Raw genomic sequence first — 20,066 nt, forward strand, 5'->3', positions numbered from 1 at the left:
TCGTAAATGATACCCAGCTCAGCCCCAAAAATATGAGTTCTGTTATGTTAAAAAAGCTGCCTAGTCATAATAATGACTGTGGCAGCTGACTTGAAGTTACTATTCGTTACGTAGTGCATGAATGGGGCGAAGCCGTGCGGCTTTGTTCGCAGGCATCATTCCGAAAATCACGCCGATAAGCAAGGAGAAAACAAAAGATATCAGTACCATATCCCAAGCAATGGATACTGTAAGTGAAGTGTACTTTCCTAGTAACCAACTACCTGCGACTCCAATGCCAACACCGATCACCCCACCCAATCCGCTAAGCACAATGGATTCGATCATGAATTGAGCGAGAATATCGAGTTTTTTGGCGCCGATTGCTTTGCGGATACCAATTTCTCTTGTTCTTTCATTGACGGATACGATCATAATATTCATAATGCCGATCCCCCCGACAAACAGAGAAATGCCGGCAATTCCCGCAAGTGCCATTGAAAGCGTAGCTGTCGTAGAATTTACAGTTTCCAGCATCTCTTGAGAGTCAAATACACTAAAAGCATTATCCGCATAATTAAATTTAGCATCCAGTGTACTCTCTAGTTTATCTTTTACGGTAGCTACAGTGTCTGCTGAAGTCGTCGCAATTGTGATGGAACGTACGCCTTTGCTTTTTAACTGACGTTCTGCAGTAGCTATAGGGATCAATAAGATATCATCGTTGGAGCCACTTAGACTAGAGCCTTTCGCTTCCAAAAGACCGACGATTTTATAGCTGATCCCGTTTAGCTGTACCTTTTGGCCTACTGGATCATCTGTGCCGAATAAATCCTCAGCCGTACCTGTGCCGATTAGCGCTACCTTCTGCCGGTACTCCGTATCAATATCAAGCAGGAAACGTCCTGACTGTACATGAAAATCCTTAACGTCCTCATAAGAAGGTGTAATGCCCTCAACAGTAACGCTAACATTCTCAGTATTATGCTTGGCTGTAACGTTGCCACTGATCACAGGAGCTACATTTTCTATCCCCTCAATATCTCCAAGTGCCAAAGCTTCTTCATAGGTGAGGGAGGTGGTAGCCCCACGGCCAGTGATGTTTACCGTCAGTTGATTTGTTCCGAGTCCATTAAGCTGCTCCGTAATCTGAGAAGTAGTTCCCTGCCCCACAGAAACGAGGATGATAACGGATGATACACCAATAATAATACCCAGCATCGTTAAAAAAGCTCTTACTTTACTGCTGTAAATACTTTTTAGAGCCATCCGCATACTTTGAAATAATTTCACCTCGCATTCCTCCGATCTTCTACGAGGTTGCCATCCTGAATACGAATGATCCGCTTTGCTTGCTTTGCAATTTCGAGGTCATGTGTGATTAGGATGATTGTATGACCCTGCTCATTTAATTCTCGTATCATCTGCATGACCTCTTGTCCAGTTCGCGTATCAAGCGCCCCGGTAGGTTCATCTGCAAGTAGAATCGGGGGAGATCCAGCCATGGCTCGCGCAATCGCTACACGCTGTTGCTGTCCTCCTGAAAGCTCAGAAGGTCGGTGATGCATTCTCTCCTCCAAACCAACTTTAAGGAGTGCTTGCTGCGCTGTTTCTCTGCGTTCTCGATGTGAGAGGCCGCGGTATATTAGCGGAAGCTCCACATTCTCGACAGCAGATAACTTGGGGAGGAGATTGAAGTTTTGAAAGATAAAGCCGATCTTCTCATTCCGGATAACTGCCAGCTTGTTGTCGGATAACTTGCGAACCTCTTGTCCGTCTAGAAGATAGCTTCCCTCATCCGATACATCCAGGCACCCGAGCATGTTCATTAGTGTTGATTTACCAGAACCGGAAGGACCTATAATCGCTACGAACTCTCCGAAGTCGATTGTAAAGGAAAGATTTTTTAGAACCGTCATAGTTTCTCCGGCCATAGTATAGCCATGGGTCATATTCTGGACTTGGATCAGTGGTGTTAAAGCACTCATCTACTGCCACCTCCGCCACCACCAGGTGCTCCGCCCGTGCCACCAGTACCACCTCCACTGAAGCCACCACCGCCACTAAAGCCGCCGCCGCCGAAACCGGCGCCACCCATACCGCCCATGCCACCTTGCATTTGCATCTCAGTACTAGTTGTACCTGTTTTGGTAGAGATGACAGTAGGGATGATCACTTTGTCTCCTTCATTAAGCCCACTGACAATTTCAATACTGCTCTCATCATGGATGCCCACTTCGACGGAAACTGTTCGCTGATTACTATTTCCACGGTTTCTTGTGCCAGCTGCTCCGTTAGGCATAGTACCGCCGCGAGCATCAGGCGCTCCACTAGGCATAGCGCCATCGCGAGCATCAGGAGCCCCGCTAGGCATCGGTGCTTGGCCCTCGCTAGAGGCTTTTGAGGAATCGGTTGAACCCGCTGAACCCGCTGTTAAAGGGAGAGAAACTGTGTACTTGCCATTTCTTTCTTGAACAGCTTCAATAGGTACGGTTAATACATCTTTTTTCTCAGCTGTTGTAACTGAAACTTCTGCCGACATCCCTACAAGGGCACCTTCGGAGGTGGTTAAGCCAACGGTAACATCGAAGAGGGAGACTCCGTTCGAGACGGTGCCTTCCTTGGCAATCTTAGTAACACTCCCCTTGAATTCAGTGTCGGGCAGGGCATCCAATGAAATGGTAGCAGGCATCCCTATTTTCACTGTAGGAATATCAAGCTCATCCACCTGCACTATGACGCTTAAATTAGCATAATCGGTGATATCGATGAGTTCAGAGCCATCCATCGCTTTTTCACCGCTGGCTATGTTAACTGCTGTAACAGTTCCGTCAATAGGGGCGGTTAGGGGATCTGGAGGGATCATATCCTCTTGTACAGCTGCAATTTTTTCGATTTGAGAAGCGATATCCGTTTTCGCTTTTTCAATCGAACGTTTGGCACTGGCTAATTCATCCTCGGAGGCACCTGCCACGGCAAGCTTCTTATACTGCTCCTGTTTGTCCTGAAGATCCTCTTCAAGGGAGGTAAGAGAGGTTTGTTCCTGCTTGAGATTGTCGCTCAAATCATCGCCTTCGAAGGTAATTAATATCTGACCTTTTTTCACATTGTCGCCTTCTTTGACAAGCACCTCAGCTACGGTTCCAGCGTCCTTCGTTTTCACTTTTCCTGTTTCAGTGGCCGTGACGGAGCCTGCTCCAGATACATTTACTACGATATCGCCCTTCGTAACCGTGGCTGTATTAACGGGCACTTCAGCAGCCTGACTGCTCTTATCAGGTAAAAATGTATACACCAACAATCCGGCTGTTACTACAGCTACTACTCCGATGGTCCAGAGCAACACTTTTTTCTTCTTCATTTCTTTCCTCCATAGATCATCAAATTTCTTTTAACTTAGGCCACCCCTCGTACTCTTACTAAGTGTCGGATGGATTGTTAGCACTAGAATCGGTGTTTGAAGTGGAATTGTTGTTTGAAGTCGTTGACGCTGCCTGATAAGTGACAACATAGGTCCCAGTTCCCAGCAAATTTCGATGACCTTGGAATTCGTCGTATACATTCAATCGGATCGCGCCGCCACCTACAGTTTTGTAAAGATTGCTTGTGAATGTTGTGGTGTATGACTTGAAGTTCCCTAATGGTAGATCTGTGCCCAGTGTTAATGTCTTCTCCATCGTTTGTCCGAAGGGGTCGATCAGCTCTAGTACAAGCTTGTGCTCATAGGTACCCGATTCGTAAAGCGTGCTGCTCGACAGGTTGTAGGTTAGGACAGCGCTTAGCGTATCTTTTCCACCAGTGACGGTGGCGACTGCATTTGTAACGGATAGGGTATAAGGGAACAATTCTACATCCAAAAGATTACTTTTTGACTCCACCGCAACATTATTTAGACCCAGTGACACCGTATTGATATAACCCGTTGATTTCCCGCCAGGAGCCGTAAGTTTTCCTTCGGATACCCCTTCACCGACATAAAGAACAAGCTGAGAAGGATCTACTCCAAGTGGAAGCTTAGTCCAGACGGTAACCAGATTTTTTCCGTTAGGGCTCGTGGAAGTGGTAGACTGGTTGACCTCGGCTTCGTAATATTGATTGTCAGGCGTTTTGTAATAAGCTACGAGTTGAGCCTGCTCCGATTTACGTGTTTCCTCACTGTTCATTTCCAGTTCTGTGTACATGATATTGGAGCTCGCACCCTGATAAACCGTTGTCCGGCGCTCTAACACTTCTGCTTTTTTACTTTCAAGGTCAATTTGGAAGGAACTTAGTGCTACAACTTCCTGAACACGGCTGTCCAACTGATTTGTATTTAAAGAAAGAAAATTATTTTTGCTTTCGCCGGAGGTTTCTTGCAGCGTTATTTTTAATTGATTGAATTGGTAGGTGTAAGGAACATTGGCCACGACATAAACGTCTGCGGATTCATTTGGCCCGAGTATGGTTTGCGTGCTTTCTGTGACAACTTGGGAAGTGCTGCTAATATCACTCTCACCAGCTTTAATGACACTTGTAAATGCAGGAAGCTGCACAGAGGTCGATTTCGTGTTGCGAATATTGATTTTAGCTACAAGCTGATCTTTGTCTGCCCAAGGTAGCCGCTGGATGTTCTCAAGCTTGACAGCAAATGTGCCGTGACTGTTCTCCACCGCGTATTCTGTATCCTGCCAATTGTTAGTTTTGAGTGTGTAAGGAATCTGATAATAGGCTGTAGGAAAAATGATCTTACCCTCTACAGCGGGTTCAGTCATTTGCAGCTGTAGCGTTCCTTGAGCTATTGTTAGCGGAACTTCTGCACTGAGCTCAATTATTTTTTCTTCAAGGGGTTTGAGTGTAAGGTTAGCGAAAGCCTTCGTGTCCACCGGAAAGCTATATCCTTCAGCGGCTTTAACGGTAAACTCATAAGCAGGCAAAGTAATCGCCTTGTTGCCGCTATATTTTACTCGGAATTGCAGCGTCCACTTCGCGGTGCCGTTGTCGGCATAAACATTGGCGCTTTTTAACTGCGTCTCGACAGTATTATTGTTGATCGTAAGCTTCTTGATGACATTGCTGGCTACGACAAGATCTGGTGTGGTAGCAGCGGGAAGGTTATAGGTGACGATGGGCAAAGCTATTTTTAATGAGGTATCTTCTCCAGTAAACTGCAGAGTCATATTGTCTGTCTTCATATAAGAGGGAATTTCCGTCATGTAGTAGATCGTCTTTTTTTCCTGTGGCTGTACTTTGTAGTTACTGCTCGCATCATCAAGCGTTAATTCAAATACAGATCCTCCTGCAGATGCGAGGTATCCCTTAAGTCCAGGATCACTTAGCACTTTGGTTCCTTGATTGGTTAAGCTCACACCTACTTTGGCGTATACCTTACCGTTATATTTGTAAATTTGCAGACTTTCCGTTTTGGTTGTTACGGGCTGATTATTCAAGGCTATCTTTTTACTTTGGCCTCTAGCGACCGCTTGTGAAAAAGCCACAGGCAAGGTGAAGGTCCCCAGCTTTTTTTTATAATCGGTACTGCTGAAATCCCAACCGAATACTGAAATCTTCACTCCATTTAAAGATGTGGATTTACCGACGTTTGCGTAATAGGTTATGGATTGACTGCTTTTGGAGGGGATAGATTTGATGGTTGCACTGCTGGTTACTGGGCTTCCTTGGATAACGGTTCCTCCGGCAGTAGTTACTTTAGAGAAATAGTCCACAAGATTGATGCTGCTTCCGCTCCCGTTGTTATAGCTGAGGGTGTATGTAAGAATATTGCCGCCATCCTGAGTCAAAAAGCCAACATCGGTCAGCTTCACACTAAAGTTACTCTTTAAAGCTATCGAGCCGAGTTTATCCAGAGTGGATACAGTAGTGGCAGTTGCTGTTTTGGTGGATGAAGTAGTCGTTGATGCCGCGTATGCTCCATACGCTGAAGCTTGACTCAGAACTGCTGCGCTAAGTATGATCACAGCTACTTTTGTTCTTCGTGCATGCATGTAATTCCCTCCCGGTATGAAAGTCCTTGTATTATGAAGGTGATTTATGATTGAGTACAACCATGCCTTCTTAATAATGGAAATTATCAAGTTCCGCTGAACGTTAGCTGAAAAAAAGTCCCCAAAATGGCTCTGAACCTTAAAGCCAGCTTAAAGCCAGATAAAAATTGCCCTAATTATGCTTGAACTTGTCAAAACGACAGATTTTGCATATAATAAACAGACATATCTCTTGCATAAAAGAGATACCTGACAATTAGATTGAATTGTGAAATGCAGTGATGGAGAAGAGTACACAGTGCCTGACTTACAGGGAGGAGACGCCGGTGATTGAGAGCGTTTCTAGGATACAGAGCTGTCGAAGTTCACTCCGGAGCAGTTCCTTGAATTCCTTAAGATTGCCTTGTAAGGAAGCGTAGGGGAAACCGGTCACAGACCGTTATTTCTGTATAAAGTGAGATAGGTATCTGTCCAGCCAAAAGAGGGAATGAAGCTCTTAAGGGAGCAGATCAGCTTATCTAACAAGGGTGGTACCACGGTCTTTTCGTCCCTTACCGGGAGGAAAGGCCTTTTTTTGTTGAACTAGACAATGATTGAAGGGGGCTGTACACGGCCATGAAAGAGAAGTTGGAAGCATTGAAGGTTGAGGCGCTGGCTAAGTTGCAGGAGGTTATGGATCCACAGGTTTTGAATGACCTAAGAGTGAAATATCTCGGTAAAAAAGGCGAGCTTACAGAAGTTCTACGTGGTATGGGAGGACTTAGTGCTGAGGAGCGTCCGGTTATCGGGCAAGTAGCGAATCAGGTGCGTAGTGCCATTGAGGAGATTATTGGAGCGAAGCAAGAGGCTTTTCAACAGCAAGAGACTCAGCAACGTCTGCAGGCTGAAAAAGTAGACGTAACCCTGCCGGGTCGCCGCATGCAGCAAGGGGGCGTTCACCCGCTTAGCAGAGTGGTTCAGGAAATTGAGGATATTTTCATTGGTATGGGCTACCGTGTGGCTGAAGGTCCGGAAGTGGAGACCGATTATTATAACTTTGAAGCCCTAAATCTGCCTAAAAATCACCCGGCACGCGATATGCAGGATTCCTTTTATTTAACGGATGACCTGCTTATGCGTACTCAAACGTCTCCGGTACAGATTCGTACTATGCAGGCTATGAACGGTGAAGTTCCAGTTAAAATCATTTGCCCGGGTAAAGTATTCCGCCGCGATGATGACGATGCAACGCATTCCTTCCAGTTCCATCAAATAGAAGGTTTGGTTATTGGAAGCAACATTCGGATGAGTGATCTGAAAGGCACCTTGCAGCAATTTGTACAAGAGATGTTCGGCCCGAATACAGACATTCGTCTTCGTCCGAGCTTCTTCCCATTCACCGAGCCAAGCGTTGAAGTGGATGTAAGCTGCTTCAAATGTGGCGGCGATGGCTGCAGACTGTGCAAGCAAAGCGGATGGTTAGAAATCCTTGGTGCGGGTATGGTGCATCCAAATGTTCTGAAAATGGGTGGCTATGATCCTGCTAAGTATAGCGGCTTCGCATTTGGTATGGGTGTTGAGCGGATTGCTATGCTTAAATACGGCATCGATGACATCCGTCATTTCTATAACAACGATATGAGTTTTGTAAAGCAGTTCAAGGGCGTTTAGATTTTTGGTGGGCGAGCTGGCTGACGGGTTAGGAGTAAGTAGCAATTGGGTTACTGATCTTGCTTAATAAAAGACTATTAATAGAAGGAACGGAGAGAAATTTTGGAACTGTAGAAGCGCCAGCGTTCGCCTTTATCCTCGGATTTCTACCGCGAGAAGCGGTTTTAATCAGGAAATCTGAGGATAACAGCGATCGGGAGTCCAATATTTTTCGTAGTGACTGCTCTAAATAGGACGGTTATGAAGCTTTGATCGAGTAATCCTAAATTGTACTACTCCCACAGGAAGCAGATCGAACGGCAAGTAGATAAATACATCTGAAACATAAAGGAAGTGAGCGGACATGAAAGTATCAACCGGATGGTTGGCTGATTATACATCGATTGAAGGAGTAACCGCCGAAAAGCTAGCGGAGAAGATTACCGCTGCCGGCATTGAAATTGACGGAGTAGAGCGCCGCAATAAAGGGATTTCAGGCATCGTAACCGGCTATGTGAAATCGAAAGAAAAGCATCCTGATGCGGATAAACTGAACGTATGTATCGTGGATGCAGGTCAAGGTGAAGATCTGCAAATCGTCTGTGGCGCAAAGAATGTAGCTGCGGGACAAACCGTTCCTGTAGCTCTTGTTGGCGCTAAGCTGCCAGGGCTGGATATCAAAAAAGCGAAGCTGCGCGGGGTATTATCACAAGGGATGATCTGCTCGGCTAAAGAATTGGGACTCAATGATAAATTGCTTCCTAAAGAGCAGCAAGAAGGAATTCTTGTACTTCCTGAAGGTACAGAGATCGGTCAAGATATTTCAAAGTTGCTGGGTCTAGATGATGAAATTCTGGAATTCGATCTGACTCCGAACCGTTCAGACTGTCTAAGTATGATTGGTGCTGCTTATGAAGTGAGCGCGATTCTTGGACGTGACATCAAATTACCTGATCCTGCGAGTGAAATGATTGAGATCAGCGGAGCAGCTGCTCAATCTATTTCCGTTAAGATTGAGAATGAAAAACATTGCAGTCATTACGCAGTTCGTTATATCTCAGGTGTTAAACCTGCAGCATCCCCGCTGTGGATTCAGAATCGTCTGATGGCGGCAGGGATTCGTCCAATTAACAACATCGTTGACATCACTAACTATGTGATGCTCGAATACGGACAGCCGCTTCATGCTTTTGATGCAGATAAAATAGAAGGCGGAGAACTCGGCGTTCGTCTTGCTCATGAAGGTGAAGTCCTGACTACACTTGATGGCCAAGAACGGAAGCTTGAGCCACATATGCTCGTTATCGCTGATGGAGCTAAGGCTGTAGCTCTGGCTGGAGTAATGGGAGGTCAGGATACGGAAGTTACTGCTGAGACGGTAAATCTCGTTCTGGAATCCGCTAAGTTTGACGGAGGAACCGTTCGTAAAACCTCGCGTCAACTGGGACTTCGCTCGGAAGCATCGCTTCGTTTCGAGAAAGAAGTGGATCCAAATGCAGTGATCCCTGCATTGAATCGCGCTGCAGTACTTATTGCACGTTATGCTGGCGGATCTGTGCATGAAGGAATTGTGCAAGCAGGAACAGTCGCAGGAGAAGAGAAGGTACTTACTTTGTCCTTGGAGAAGCTGAACCGTTATCTCGGAACAGATCTGTCCTTGCTAGAAGTGAAGACATTGTTTGGTCGTCTACATTTCAAATGCGGGGATACCGCACAAGGATTGATCGAAGTTCAGGTGCCAACTAGACGTGGCGATATCAGCTATGATGTTGACCTTATCGAAGAAATTGCTCGTCTGTACGGGTATGACAATATTCCAACGACTCTGATTGAAGGTGTTACAACGCCAGGCGCATTGACGCATAAGCAATCACTCCGCCGTGAACTGCGTCGCCTGTTGTCGCATGGCGGTTATCAGGAAGTGATGGGTTACTCCTTCATCCAGCCGAAACAAAGCAAAATGTTCCCTGAGTTATCAGAAGGCTCACAAGCGGTTAAATTGGCTATGCCAATGAGTGAAGAACGCAGTGTACTGCGTACTAGCCTTCTGCCACAACTATTGGATATTGCTAGCTATAATACCAACCGTCGTCAAAGCGACCTAGCGTTGTTTGAAATCGGCAATGTCTTCTTCACAGATGAGGAACAGTTGACTCGTCAGCCGCGTGAACTGCCGGTGCTGGGGTTGTTACTTAGCGGTAGCCTAACCGTGAAGCAATGGAACGTTTCTGCACAGCCTGTAGATTTCTTTGATTTGAAAGGTGCGCTGGAATCAGTATTTGCTTATTTGGGTCTTACAGACAGAATTATCTACGAGGGAGATAGTCCAGAAGGGTATCATCCTGGACGTTCCGCGTCGGTATATTTAGTCGGAGACGAGGGTCGTGTGAAGATTGGAACTATGGGCCAGCTTCATCCGGAACTGCAAAGAGAGCTTGATCTAGTGGATACTTATGTAGCTGAGATTCTATTGCAGCCGCTGTATGATAACACGCAAAGCCGTCTGCAATATAATGAGCTTCCACGTTTCCCAGGTATGGAACGGGATATTGCAGTGGTTGTAGATTCAACTGTACCAGCAGGTGATCTGCTAGCTTCCATCCGTGCAAATGGAGGAACTTTGCTGCAATCCGTACAGGTATTCGACGTGTACACTGGTGGCAAGTTAGAGAGTGGAAAGAAGAGTATTGCGATCTCACTGCTGTATCGTCACGGTGAACATACATTGACAGATGAAGAGGTTGGAGAGGTGCATGATAAGCTATTATCAGTCCTTCAACAAACTTTTGGTGCAGAATTAAGAAAATAGCAGGAATTGTGTAAAGCCGCAGCGAATCCATTTAGAAACTGAGATTCGCTGCGGCTTTTTCTGGGTAGAGTGAAATGCGGAGGATATCAGCGAGAATCTATTGATTACAAGGGATTTTGCCAAATGCTTAAGAAAAAAGCTACAATAGAAACAGTAAGACTAACTTAGAATCCGCACACATACAAAGGAGGGCACAACTGTGGCTATGGACCGGACACGTGTCGCCGTGGAGATATACGGAACTTCCTATAAACTCGTCGGAAGCAGCACTGAATATATGAAACAAGTGGCCCGTTATGTTGACGAACATATGCGCACGATTTCTAAATCACACAACAGACTGGATACGCCGCGCATAGCGGTGCTTGCAGCAGTACATATGGCGGAGCAGGCTATTCAGGTTCAGGATTTTAAAAATGAACTCAACATGATGACAGGTGAACGCAGTGAACTGCGATTGGAAGTATCTCGCCTGCTGGAGGTTCAGCGGGAGCGACAAGAAGAATATGAACGCCTTGAAGCGGCGGCAAAAGAAGAAGCTACACGACTGATTGCTGCGGTTGAAGAAGAGCGCAAGCGTCATCTGGAAATTCAGGAGAATGAGCGTAAAGTACATGCTAACCAGCTGCAAGAGGCAACCCAAGCGGCTGAAGCCGCACGAGAGAAGCTGGAAGAGGAGCTGCTTGCGCGTGAGCTGGAGTTGCAGGAACTGCGGGCAAGTTATGAGGCTGAACAGTCTGCTATGCGTGAGAATCATCGAGAGGAACTAGCGAGTGCAGAAGCCATCCGTCTACAGCAGTTGGAAGAGCAGGAGGCAGCGCATTTGCAAGAGCTGGAGAACATCCGGGAGACGCTGACTAAGGAGAATTCAGACTCCTTGTCTGCCCTGGAGCTTGAGTTAACCGAGACCAGGTCAACCTTAGAGAAACAGCTTGAGGAAACCAAATCAACATTAGGTAAGGAACTCGAGAAGACGAAGTTGACACTGGGTAAGGAGCTTGAGAGCACGACAACGAAGCTAAGCAAGGAATTGGCTGAAGAACGGGAAGCTTTACAACGGGAGCTTGCTAAGAATAAGGAACTTCGTCAGTCACAAGGTACTCAGGAACATAGACATAAGCAAAACATTCAAGAGCTCGAGAAACAGCTGGCTGAGCTTCGTGGTGGAACAGGACAACTTCAGTCTAGACTCCGTTCGGCTGAAGCCAGTCTTAAGAGTGAACGAGATGCTCGTCAGACGCTGCTCGGACAATATGAAGCGGTGGTTAAACGTGAAGAACAGCTCAGTGAGGAGCTGCGTACTGCTACTGAGCTAGGCACGCTGTTGAATGAAGATCTGGAAGAATTGCGCCAGCGTTATCAGCAGTCTCAGAATGAAGCATCAGAGCTGCGGAAGTCACTACAGGAAACGAATGACAATCTGCACCGTGTTCAGGAAGAACTCGCTGGATCTATGGCGGAGGCAGCAAATTGGCAGGAGCTCTCGGATAAACGGATGGAAGATATTAGTGAGCTTGAAATGAACCTACTGGAGACCGAAGAGAAATCTTTGGCGCTTCAAAAGGAGATTGAGATCCTTCGTGGTCAAGCGGATGGTTTAGTACAACAGTTAGATCGGGAAGCTCAGCTTCGTACAGATGCAGAACACGAAACTGCAGCACTCCGTGAACAAGGTGGACAGGTTCAGAAGGAACTGTCTGCACTTCGTGAACGCTATGAGGAACTGATCTCTCAATATGATGAAGTGCTGCAAGATGGAGAACGTCTACAGGAAAGATATCAACTGCTGCAAGAAGAAGGCGAAGAGACAGCTCGACGCTTAGAGGAATTGTCTGAAGCTAGCCTTGAGGCCGCTGCTACGGTTGCAGAGCAGCAGGATGTTCTGAGGGAAGCAGAGGCGTACGGCGCTTCATGGAAGCAAAAGTACGAGGAATTATTCGAGCGACAGCAGCAGTGGAGTGATTTGGAAGCGAAGCTGCGTGAAGAGATAGATATTTGGCAGCAGGAGGCCGGTGAGGCTGAGGCTAAGCAAAAATCTATTGAACGTGAACGCAGTGAGGTGCTTCAGCAGCTTGGTGAAGTCGGCGAGAACTATGAATTGGCCCAAGGACAACTTCGTCTGCTACAGGTCCAGTTTGAGATGCATCAGAATGAGCTACAGAAGATGACGGATGAGCATCATAATCTTCAAGAGGAATATGCCAAGCTTCAGAATGAATATAATGAATGGATTCAACTGATCGAACAGGACAGTTGAATGTCGGATGCAAGAAAGAGGGCTGTACCTGATGTGTAGAGAGATCTATTTCAGGTCAGCCCTCTTTGTTTAGTTTAATTTATTCGAAAGAATAAGTTTCACACCATGTCTTATATTTCTCACTTAAATAAAAAGCCGATCGTCAGGGCAATTCCCTACGATCGGCTTTTTAATGATTCATCTATTCCACAATGATTTTTGCGTTCATGCCGCTATGTCCAGATCCACACATAATCGAACAGGTCATTTCGAATGTGCCGGCTTCCTCTGGAACAATTACTTTCGAGGACTTTTTGCTATTAAGCTGGAGTTCGAATTCAGGGATAAGGATACCGTGATTGCCGCTATCATTTTTAAAAATAATTTTGACGGGTACACCTTTTTTTAGATGATATTCTTCCTGATCAAAGCTGTAATTGGTAGCTGTAATTATAAGTTCTGTTTCTGCCTCGATCTCCGGCTCCGATGTGTTAGCATTGCCAGCAGCACTATCATTGCTGTTTCCACAGGCTGTAAGTGCTATAACGAACACAATTGAAAGTAGAATTGCAAATTTTTTAATGATCCAAACCTCCTCCTAAGAAGTCCAAGCATAGTGAAAATGTGACAATTATGTAGACATCATAACTTAAAATTTAAGTAAGCGCTTTGATTAAATGTGAAAAATCCGTGAACAAGGGAGACTGTTCAAACTTTGTCGTAAATTGCAAATAAATGATGAAAATATAACTAAAATTTATTATAATGAAAGCTATTACATTAACGTACAAAAGTAGGGGATACATATTTCAAGCACTAACGATACGCTAAATACGGAGGTTTGGCACCGTAGAATCTTAAAAGGTTATTGGATGGTAGTTATTCTTTTATTGTTCTCACAGTTGCTGTTTTTGTCGAATATTGACCGACTTCAAATAAAAACAACCATGGACACGAATCTATGGCACTTATTTATTGCTTGTAATTTACTAATTGTGGTCCTTATGATTACTGCGGAGCTGTGGCTTCGTTATAGTAAACAATCCCCTAAATATGGGGTGGTTAGTTGTGGGTTTTTAGTGTCCTACCTTATGTATTTTGTATTAGAGCCTTTTGTCGATGGTGCTCAGATGACGCTCATGATGCCGATTATGGTCGCTCTTATTTATTTTGATCGTAAGCTCCTGTATCTAATGGGACTATTTAGTATTGTGTTTTATGCGGGAGTATATTTCGGGTTGGAACGGCCATTCCTACATAAACCGCTGCTTGAATTCTTAATAGTAGAGTGTGTGTTTATAATATTTGTAGGGATGGCTCTTGCTGTAATTATTCGTGCGCGGGAAGCGCGTGTAAATCTGGAGAGATTAACGAAGGAAGGCCAAGATCTAATGGTGGAGAGGGCTATTTCGGATAAGCTGCTGAAGATAGATGCACTCACTGGACTATATAATCATAAAACCTTTCATGAATATTTGGATTCATTATTGGAGCAATGTGAAAGCAACAACCTTCAACTACAGCTCGCGCTCTTCGATATAGATAATTTCAAGCAAGTTAATGATACCTACGGACATAGGGTTGGGGACCTTGTTCTTAAGGTAATTGCGGACAAGGTGGGCGGTATGATTGAGTTAAATGATTTTGCGGCTAGGTATGGCGGTGAAGAATTCGCTGTGATTTTTACAGACAAAAGTTTTTCAGAGTCTTATGAGGCTGTAGAAAAATTACGGATCAATATTGCTCAAATCGAGCATTTGCAGGCTGGAAATAAGCCGATCACTGTCAGCATTGGAATTTGTGATTATCAGCTTGGGGATGGGAAAGAGCTTCTTTTTCGTAAAACGGACAAAGCGCTCTATACCGCTAAAAAGCAAGGTAAGAACAGAGTGGTCAATTGTGCTGAGAGTCATGAAGCGGAGATTGTGTCATAAGGATAAAAACAACACAGAACCCTTATTACCGGAAAAGAACCGGAAATAGGGGTTCTGTGTTGTGAATAGCTTTCGTTACTTTGCTGCCTCAAACGGCGTGGATACCGGCAAAAATAAATCGACAATACCGATGACCAACGCCGCCAGGATAGCTCCTAGAATGGAAACGCTGACCCCACTCACTACGAATTGAGCGACCCAGATGACTAATGCACTAACGATGAAACCGACGATACCACGCCCGAAGGGCGTTGCTTTTTTGCCGAAGATTCCTTCGACAACCCAGCCGAGTAACGCAATCACCAGTGCAAGGATTAGAGCGCTCCAGAAGCCACCAACCGAGAACTGTGGAACAATCCAACTAACGACCATCAGAACAAGCGCTGCTACAATAAAACGACCCACATGACTCAAGAAATTCACTGTACTAACCTCCTTTGGCCCAAGCTAAGGATATGTGCAGTTCTTATTGTGACCTTAATACTTGTTTTTATGCTTTAACCGATACCAAATAGCGAAATTGGCTTGAATTCTGTATAATGGAAACATCTATGAAGGGAGCTGTGACTGTAATTGGACGACAAAATTTTGCATACGCTTGAATATCGCAAGATTTTAAATAAATTAATGCAATATACGCAAACCTCAATGGGGCGAATGACTGCGGAGCAACTAAGACCGTCCGGTGATTTTGAAGGTGTGAAGAAGCTACTTCAAGCCACGGACGAAGCGGCTAATGTAGATCGTCTGAAGGGTATTCCTTCATTCGGCGGGATAAGCGATATTCGAGCAGCACTAAAACGTGCCTCTATAGGTGGAATGTTGGGAACAACTGAACTGTTGGCAGTGGGAACTACCATTGGCGGCGCACGAAGAGTCAAACGATTCCTGGCAGCTATGCATGAGGAGGAAAAAATTGAATTCCTATTTTCACTCAGCGATGTTTTATCGGAGCAAAAACATGTAGAAGATGCTATCCGTTTATGTATAGACGAGAACGCAGATGTACTTGACACAGCTAGCTCTGAATTAGCTACGATTCGCCGTGAATTGCGCGGAGGAGAGACCCGAATTCGTGAGAAGCTGGATTCCATGATTCGTTCTTCTTCCGTTGCTAAAATGCTGCAGGATCAGCTGGTAACCATTCGTGGAGATCGGTTTGTTATTCCTGTAAAAGCGGAGTATCGTGCGCATTTCGGTGGCATTGTACATGATCAGTCCGGATCAGGAGCCACTTTATTTATCGAGCCTGAGTCCATTGTGGCCATGAATAATAAGCTGCGTGAAACACGGCTGCGTGAAGAACGGGAGATTGAGATCATATTGCATAGGTTGACAGCGCTTGTAGCTGATATAGCCGAAGAAATGACTTATGATATCGATATTCTTGGCGAGCTTGACTTTATCTTCTCCAAGGCGCGTCTTGCCCGAGATATGAAGGCTACACAGCCTCGTATGAACGATCGCGGGTATTTGAAGCTGCGCAAAGGACGCCATCCACTTATTCCCGCGGAGCATGTGGTTCCTCTGGATGTGGAGCTCGGCAACCAATATAGCTCCATTATTGTAACCGGACCGAATACGGGTGGTAAAACCGTTACACTCAAGACCATTGGACTGTTGAGTCTCATGTCGATGTCTGGGTTATTCATCCCTGCAGAAGAAGGCAGTCAAATGTGTGTGTTTGATGGCATTTATGCAGATATTGGGGATGAACAAAGCATTGAGCAGAGTCTGAGTACATTCTCTAGCCATATGACGAATATTATTTCCATTCTGCGGAGAATGACTCCCAAGAGTCTTATTCTGCTTGATGAAGTGGGTGCAGGAACGGATCCGGCAGAAGGGTCCGCGCTGGCGATTGCCATTCTGGAACATATTCACCGGACTGAATGCCGTATGGTCGCTACCACGCATTATAGCGAATTGAAAGCTTACGCTTATGAGCGTAAAGGGGTCATCAATGCCAGCATGGAATTCGATGTCCAAAGTCTCAGTCCTACCTATCGTTTGCTGATTGGTGTTCCTGGACGAAGCAACGCCTTTGCAATTGCAGAGCGGTTAGGTCTGCCAGGTGCAATTCTGGAGCATGCACGCGGCGAAGTGAAGGAAGAGGATCTACGTGTAGAGCATATGATTGCCTCTCTCGAAGAGAATCGTCTTGGAGCGGAACAGGAACATGAGCGAGCAGAGAGTATCCGCCGCGAAGTAGAGGAATTACGCAGCAGACAGCAGCAAGAGCTGGAGAAGCTGGAAAGTCAGCGAGATAAACGACTGGAGAAAGCGGAGAAAGATGCCAGCGCAATCTTGGAGAAAGCGCGTAAAGAAGCTGAGGAAATTATCAGTGATTTACGACGCTTAGCTATGGAAGAAGGCGCTTCAGTCAAAGAGCATAAGCTAATTGAAGCACGGAGACGTCTAGACGAAGCCGAACCTTCACCGCGTAAGAAAGCCGCTACTCGTAAGCCTGCTAAGACTCCGCGGACGATTGGTCCTGGTGACGAAGTGAAAGTAGATAGCTTAAACCAAAAAGGTTTTGTAGTGGAATTAAGCGGCTCTAAAGAGGCTTTAGTACAGTTTGGGATCATGAAGATGAAGGTAAGCCTGGATGATTTGGAACTGCTCTCTTCGAAAGCAGCCTCTGTACCAACGCCCCTTCGGCAGGCGACAACCGTTAAACGCTCCCGTGATGAGAACATTCGTAGAGAACTGGATTTGCGAGGTACGAATTTGGAAGAAGCGATTATGGAGACGGATCGTTTTATTGACGAAGCCTTCTTAGGAAATCTGGGCCAAATTTCTATTATTCATGGTAAAGGCACAGGTGTGCTCCGCACAGGAATTCAAGAATATTTGCGTAAGCACAGACATGTTAAGAGCTATAGGCTTGGAAATTATAATGAAGGCGGCGCAGGCGTAACCGTGGCTGAGCTGCAATAGCGGGATTGCCCGGCAGAAAGAAGGGAAAAGTGTGCAAGGAGATATTGATCTTTTGCTGGGTCATCCGCTAGGTGCCTTGCTTGGTTACTTTGCAGTAGCAATTCTTGGGCTTGTTGTATTTCTGTCTATTTTTGAAATGGTAACGAAATATAATTGCTGGGAAGAAATTCGCAAGGGGAACTTGGCAGTAGCCATGGCTACTGGTGGCAAAATCTTCGGAATTTGCAACGTACTGCGTTTCAGCATTGAATCAGGTGTTTCGATTTATGAGACGATGAAGTGGTCGGTCGTCGGTTTTTTGCTGCTGCTGCTTGCCTATTTTTTATTTGAATTCCTAACCCCAGTGTTCTCTATTGATGAGGAGATCGCTGCAGATAACCGTGCTGTTGGGCTAATAGCGATGCTGATCTCGGTTTCGTTGTCTTATGTGATCGGTGCAGCTATATTTTAAAAAATAGAAAGTTTTGCACCTCCCTACAAAGGATTCCAGATGAAGCTGGACAAGCTTTGAAATGAGCAGCTCCACTTTGTGGAGTATTAGGAGGATATCATGAAGATTCTTACCCGAGTTCTGTTTGTGTCAGCTATTGCTTTTATAGCAGCCGGTATTATTTATTTAATGATGAACTAAATTTAAACGTGGAGTATGAAGGAGATTATTAAGATGGAAACAACTGTATGCCCTTGGTGTCATACCGAAATCGTATGGGACGAGGAATTCGGACCCGAGGAAAATTGCCCTCACTGCAACAATGAACTTAACGGATATCGTACAGTTACTGTAGGGATAGACGGCATTGAAGAAGAGGAAGAAGAAGTTGTAGAAGAACCTAAACAAGAGGTTATTAATGATGATGATCTTTGGGGAGACGTCGACAAAGACAGTGTAGTTCCTATTTACAACACGCTCAACCAATTCGGTGACGATTATGATTTGAATAAGTATGAAGAGCGTGTATCGGGCATCTTAGCGATTCAGGAAGAAGCTCCGGAATGTACACAATGCCATGAGTTAACTATCCTTGCTGGTAAACAGCTTGTTAGCAGCTTCGAGCCGTCTGCACCGGCTACACTAGGTGGACCTGTACTAACATCTCCATTCTCCCTTAATGTGTATGTGTGCCCGTCTTGTTTCCATGTACAGCACAGTCTAGCGCAGGAAGACCGTATTCAGCTCGTACGTAATCTGAGTACCGATAAAGCATAAGCATCCTCATAAAAAGCTTAGTCCTCTTAATGAACATAAGGGGACTAAGCTTTTTTTAAAAAAACCTCAATATTGCTTATTCACGTCCGTTTTCTAAGAAGGAGAAGGTTTGGCTGATCGTGTCAATGAGAATAGATCAAGCTCCGGCCGATGTTTACCCGCAATCGTATCTGTTAATAACTCTGCAGCAATCATGCTGTACACCGTCCCATTGCCCCCATAACCCTCGATGAAGTAACAATGAGGGTACTTGGGATGAGGGCCGATATAAGGAAGCCCATCACGTGTAGAGCCGAATACAGCACCCCAGGAGTATTCTATCTCAATGCCTTTGATCTCAGGAAATAAAGCTTCCAGCTCTTCCAATAACCTTTGACTTTGTGAAATCACTCTGATATCACGGCGCTCTGGATCCGTCAACGGTTCATCTTTTCCTCCTGCAATAATACGTCCCTCCGGTGTTGTCCGAAAATACAAATACGGACGGGCGGTTTCCCAGAGGAGGCTCCGCTCATGCCACTTGGGGAATTCCTTCAGAGGTTTGGTCATCACTGCATACGTATTGATCAGCTCAGCGCCTCGGTCTTTTTTAAACTCCTGCGTTTCATAACCCATTGCAAAAATAACCTTCTTCGCAATAATACGTCCTTTCTCTGTGTGGCAAATTACTCCATCTTCAGTAAACTCATAGTGTTTAGCCTCGGTCTGCTCATAAACGTGTACACCATTCATTGCTGCATTGGCAATCAGGCTGTGAACTGTCCGGAAAGGGTTCGCTTCTGCATCACTGCGTGAATAAAGTGCAGCAGGTTTAGAAAAAGAATACACCGAAGCAATTTTATCCTCTTCCCAGAAATCAGAATCGAATCCGTGAGCAACGAGATTCTCATATTCTTCTCGCAGAGCAGGTACATCCTCTGGTGTACTGGCATATAGAAGACTGCTGCGAGGAATGATCTGGGGATCGATATCGAGCTTGGCAGGCAGATCTAAAATATTTCTAACCCCTGCTTGGCATAGCTGATAAAAGAGTAAGCCGCTCTTTTCTCCAAAAGTGTTCATGCATGAGGTTAACGATTTGTCGTTAGATATCTGAAGTAAACCAGTATTGGCATGTGAGCTTCCGCTTCCGACGCGTCTTTTTTCGATCAGAACAGCCTCAGCTCCGCTTAACGACAGGCGATAGGACGCCATTGCTCCACCCATTCCAGCGCCTACAACCAGGCAATCACAGTGAACGGTATCCTCTAGCGATGGATAAGTTGGAGGGTCTTGTAAAGTGTTTCTCCAAGGGGGGTTGCCGCTGTTTAGTCTCATGAAATTGATCGCTCCTTCATTCGTTCCATAATTA

Annotated in this window: 14 protein-coding genes and 1 other annotated feature; of the genes, 7 read left to right on the forward strand and 7 right to left on the reverse strand. The window is 45.4% G+C overall.

Annotated features, from left to right (window positions below):
- Nucleotides 1-99: 99 nt before the first annotated feature.
- The 4 genes from PAENI_RS14750 to PAENI_RS14765 are packed head-to-tail and all read right to left on the reverse strand — an operon-like array spanning nt 100 to nt 5,960.
- Entirely contained in the window at nt 100-1,272 is a 1,173-nt protein-coding gene (locus PAENI_RS14750; protein WP_143764050.1) for an ABC transporter permease, read from the reverse strand.
- The gene (locus tag PAENI_RS14755; protein ID WP_042186162.1) at nt 1,269-1,967 is read right to left on the reverse strand and encodes an ABC transporter ATP-binding protein; all 699 of its coding nucleotides are present in this window, start codon (nt 1,965-1,967) and stop codon (nt 1,269-1,271) included. Before PAENI_RS14755 ends, PAENI_RS14750 begins: the two co-directional genes overlap by 4 nt.
- Nucleotides 1,964-3,340: an efflux RND transporter periplasmic adaptor subunit gene (locus tag PAENI_RS14760; RefSeq protein WP_149645824.1), complete on the reverse strand. Its 1,377-nt coding sequence runs from the start codon at nt 3,338-3,340 to the stop codon at nt 1,964-1,966. The genes PAENI_RS14755 and PAENI_RS14760 overlap by 4 nt, the downstream gene beginning before the upstream one ends.
- Before the next feature lie 58 nt (nt 3,341-3,398).
- On the reverse strand, nt 3,399-5,960 hold the full coding sequence (locus tag PAENI_RS14765) for a hypothetical protein (protein WP_188114578.1): 2,562 nt from the start codon (nt 5,958-5,960) through the stop codon (nt 3,399-3,401).
- A 269-nt stretch (nt 5,961-6,229) separates the two neighbouring features.
- Nucleotides 6,230-6,515, forward strand: a binding site (T-box leader).
- A 60-nt stretch (nt 6,516-6,575) separates the two neighbouring features.
- On the opposite strand from PAENI_RS14765, the gene pheS reads away from it, so the two are divergent.
- From pheS to PAENI_RS14780, 3 genes are all read left to right on the forward strand, one after another.
- Nucleotides 6,576-7,610, forward strand: a complete 1,035-nt coding sequence (pheS, locus tag PAENI_RS14770; protein WP_042186167.1) for a phenylalanine--tRNA ligase subunit alpha — start codon at nt 6,576-6,578, stop codon at nt 7,608-7,610.
- Nucleotides 7,611-7,953: 343 nt separating this feature from the next.
- Nucleotides 7,954-10,398 (forward strand): phenylalanine--tRNA ligase subunit beta, encoded by a 2,445-nt coding sequence (gene pheT, locus PAENI_RS14775; RefSeq protein WP_149645825.1) that lies wholly within the window; start codon nt 7,954-7,956, stop codon nt 10,396-10,398.
- Nucleotides 10,399-10,597: 199 nt separating this feature from the next.
- Nucleotides 10,598-12,655: a hypothetical protein gene (locus tag PAENI_RS14780; protein WP_149645826.1), complete on the forward strand. Its 2,058-nt coding sequence runs from the start codon at nt 10,598-10,600 to the stop codon at nt 12,653-12,655.
- 181 nt (nt 12,656-12,836) lie between these two features.
- On the opposite strand, the gene PAENI_RS14785 is transcribed toward PAENI_RS14780, so the two are convergent.
- On the reverse strand, nt 12,837-13,187 hold the full coding sequence (locus PAENI_RS14785; RefSeq protein WP_262495616.1) for a cupredoxin domain-containing protein: 351 nt from the start codon (nt 13,185-13,187) through the stop codon (nt 12,837-12,839).
- Between the two features lie 319 nt (nt 13,188-13,506).
- On the opposite strand from PAENI_RS14785, the gene PAENI_RS14790 reads away from it, so the two are divergent.
- Complete coding sequence (locus PAENI_RS14790) at nt 13,507-14,568, forward strand: GGDEF domain-containing protein (RefSeq protein ID WP_076284228.1); 1,062 nt, start codon at nt 13,507-13,509, stop codon at nt 14,566-14,568.
- 75 nt (nt 14,569-14,643) lie between these two features.
- Here PAENI_RS14790 and PAENI_RS14795 read toward each other — a convergent pair whose 3' ends face one another.
- Nucleotides 14,644-14,991 (reverse strand): phage holin family protein, encoded by a 348-nt coding sequence (locus tag PAENI_RS14795; protein ID WP_042186173.1) that lies wholly within the window; start codon nt 14,989-14,991, stop codon nt 14,644-14,646.
- Nucleotides 14,992-15,141: 150 nt separating this feature from the next.
- Between PAENI_RS14795 and PAENI_RS14800 the strand changes: the two genes are divergently transcribed.
- From PAENI_RS14800 to PAENI_RS14810, 3 genes are all read left to right on the forward strand, one after another.
- Nucleotides 15,142-17,508, forward strand: a complete 2,367-nt coding sequence (locus PAENI_RS14800; RefSeq protein ID WP_149645828.1) for an endonuclease MutS2 — start codon at nt 15,142-15,144, stop codon at nt 17,506-17,508.
- Between the two features lie 31 nt (nt 17,509-17,539).
- Nucleotides 17,540-17,959, forward strand: coding sequence for a DUF350 domain-containing protein (locus PAENI_RS14805; protein WP_042125581.1), 420 nt, complete (start codon nt 17,540-17,542; stop codon nt 17,957-17,959).
- Between the two features lie 213 nt (nt 17,960-18,172).
- Entirely contained in the window at nt 18,173-18,715 is a 543-nt protein-coding gene (locus PAENI_RS14810; protein WP_052404205.1) for a hypothetical protein, read from the forward strand.
- Nucleotides 18,716-18,808: 93 nt separating this feature from the next.
- Here the strand turns inward: PAENI_RS14810 and PAENI_RS14815 are convergent, their stop codons facing one another.
- Nucleotides 18,809-20,032, reverse strand: a complete 1,224-nt coding sequence (locus PAENI_RS14815) for an NAD(P)/FAD-dependent oxidoreductase (RefSeq protein WP_149645942.1) — start codon at nt 20,030-20,032, stop codon at nt 18,809-18,811.
- Nucleotides 20,033-20,066: the final 34 nt, after the last annotated feature.

The organism is Paenibacillus sp. B2(2019) (assembly GCF_008370385.1).
GTDB lineage: Bacteria > Bacillota > Bacilli > Paenibacillales > Paenibacillaceae > Paenibacillus_AQ.

What these genes read in the sequence shown, in the direction of transcription:
- PAENI_RS14790 (WP_076284228.1), top strand. Translation starts at nt 13,507, where the DNA reads ATGGTAGTTATTCTTTTATTGTTCTCACAGTTGCTGTTTTTGTCGAAT.
- PAENI_RS14760 (WP_149645824.1), bottom strand. Translation starts at nt 3,340, where the DNA reads ATGAAGAAGAAAAAAGTGTTGCTCTGGACCATCGGAGTAGTAGCTGTA.
- PAENI_RS14815 (WP_149645942.1), bottom strand. Translation starts at nt 20,032, where the DNA reads ATGAGACTAAACAGCGGCAACCCCCCTTGGAGAAACACTTTACAAGAC.
- pheT (WP_149645825.1), top strand. Translation starts at nt 7,954, where the DNA reads ATGAAAGTATCAACCGGATGGTTGGCTGATTATACATCGATTGAAGGA.
- PAENI_RS14765 (WP_188114578.1), bottom strand. Translation starts at nt 5,960, where the DNA reads ATGCATGCACGAAGAACAAAAGTAGCTGTGATCATACTTAGCGCAGCA.
- PAENI_RS14755 (WP_042186162.1), bottom strand. Translation starts at nt 1,967, where the DNA reads ATGAGTGCTTTAACACCACTGATCCAAGTCCAGAATATGACCCATGGC.
- pheS (WP_042186167.1), top strand. Translation starts at nt 6,576, where the DNA reads ATGAAAGAGAAGTTGGAAGCATTGAAGGTTGAGGCGCTGGCTAAGTTG.
- PAENI_RS14810 (WP_052404205.1), top strand. Translation starts at nt 18,173, where the DNA reads ATGGAAACAACTGTATGCCCTTGGTGTCATACCGAAATCGTATGGGAC.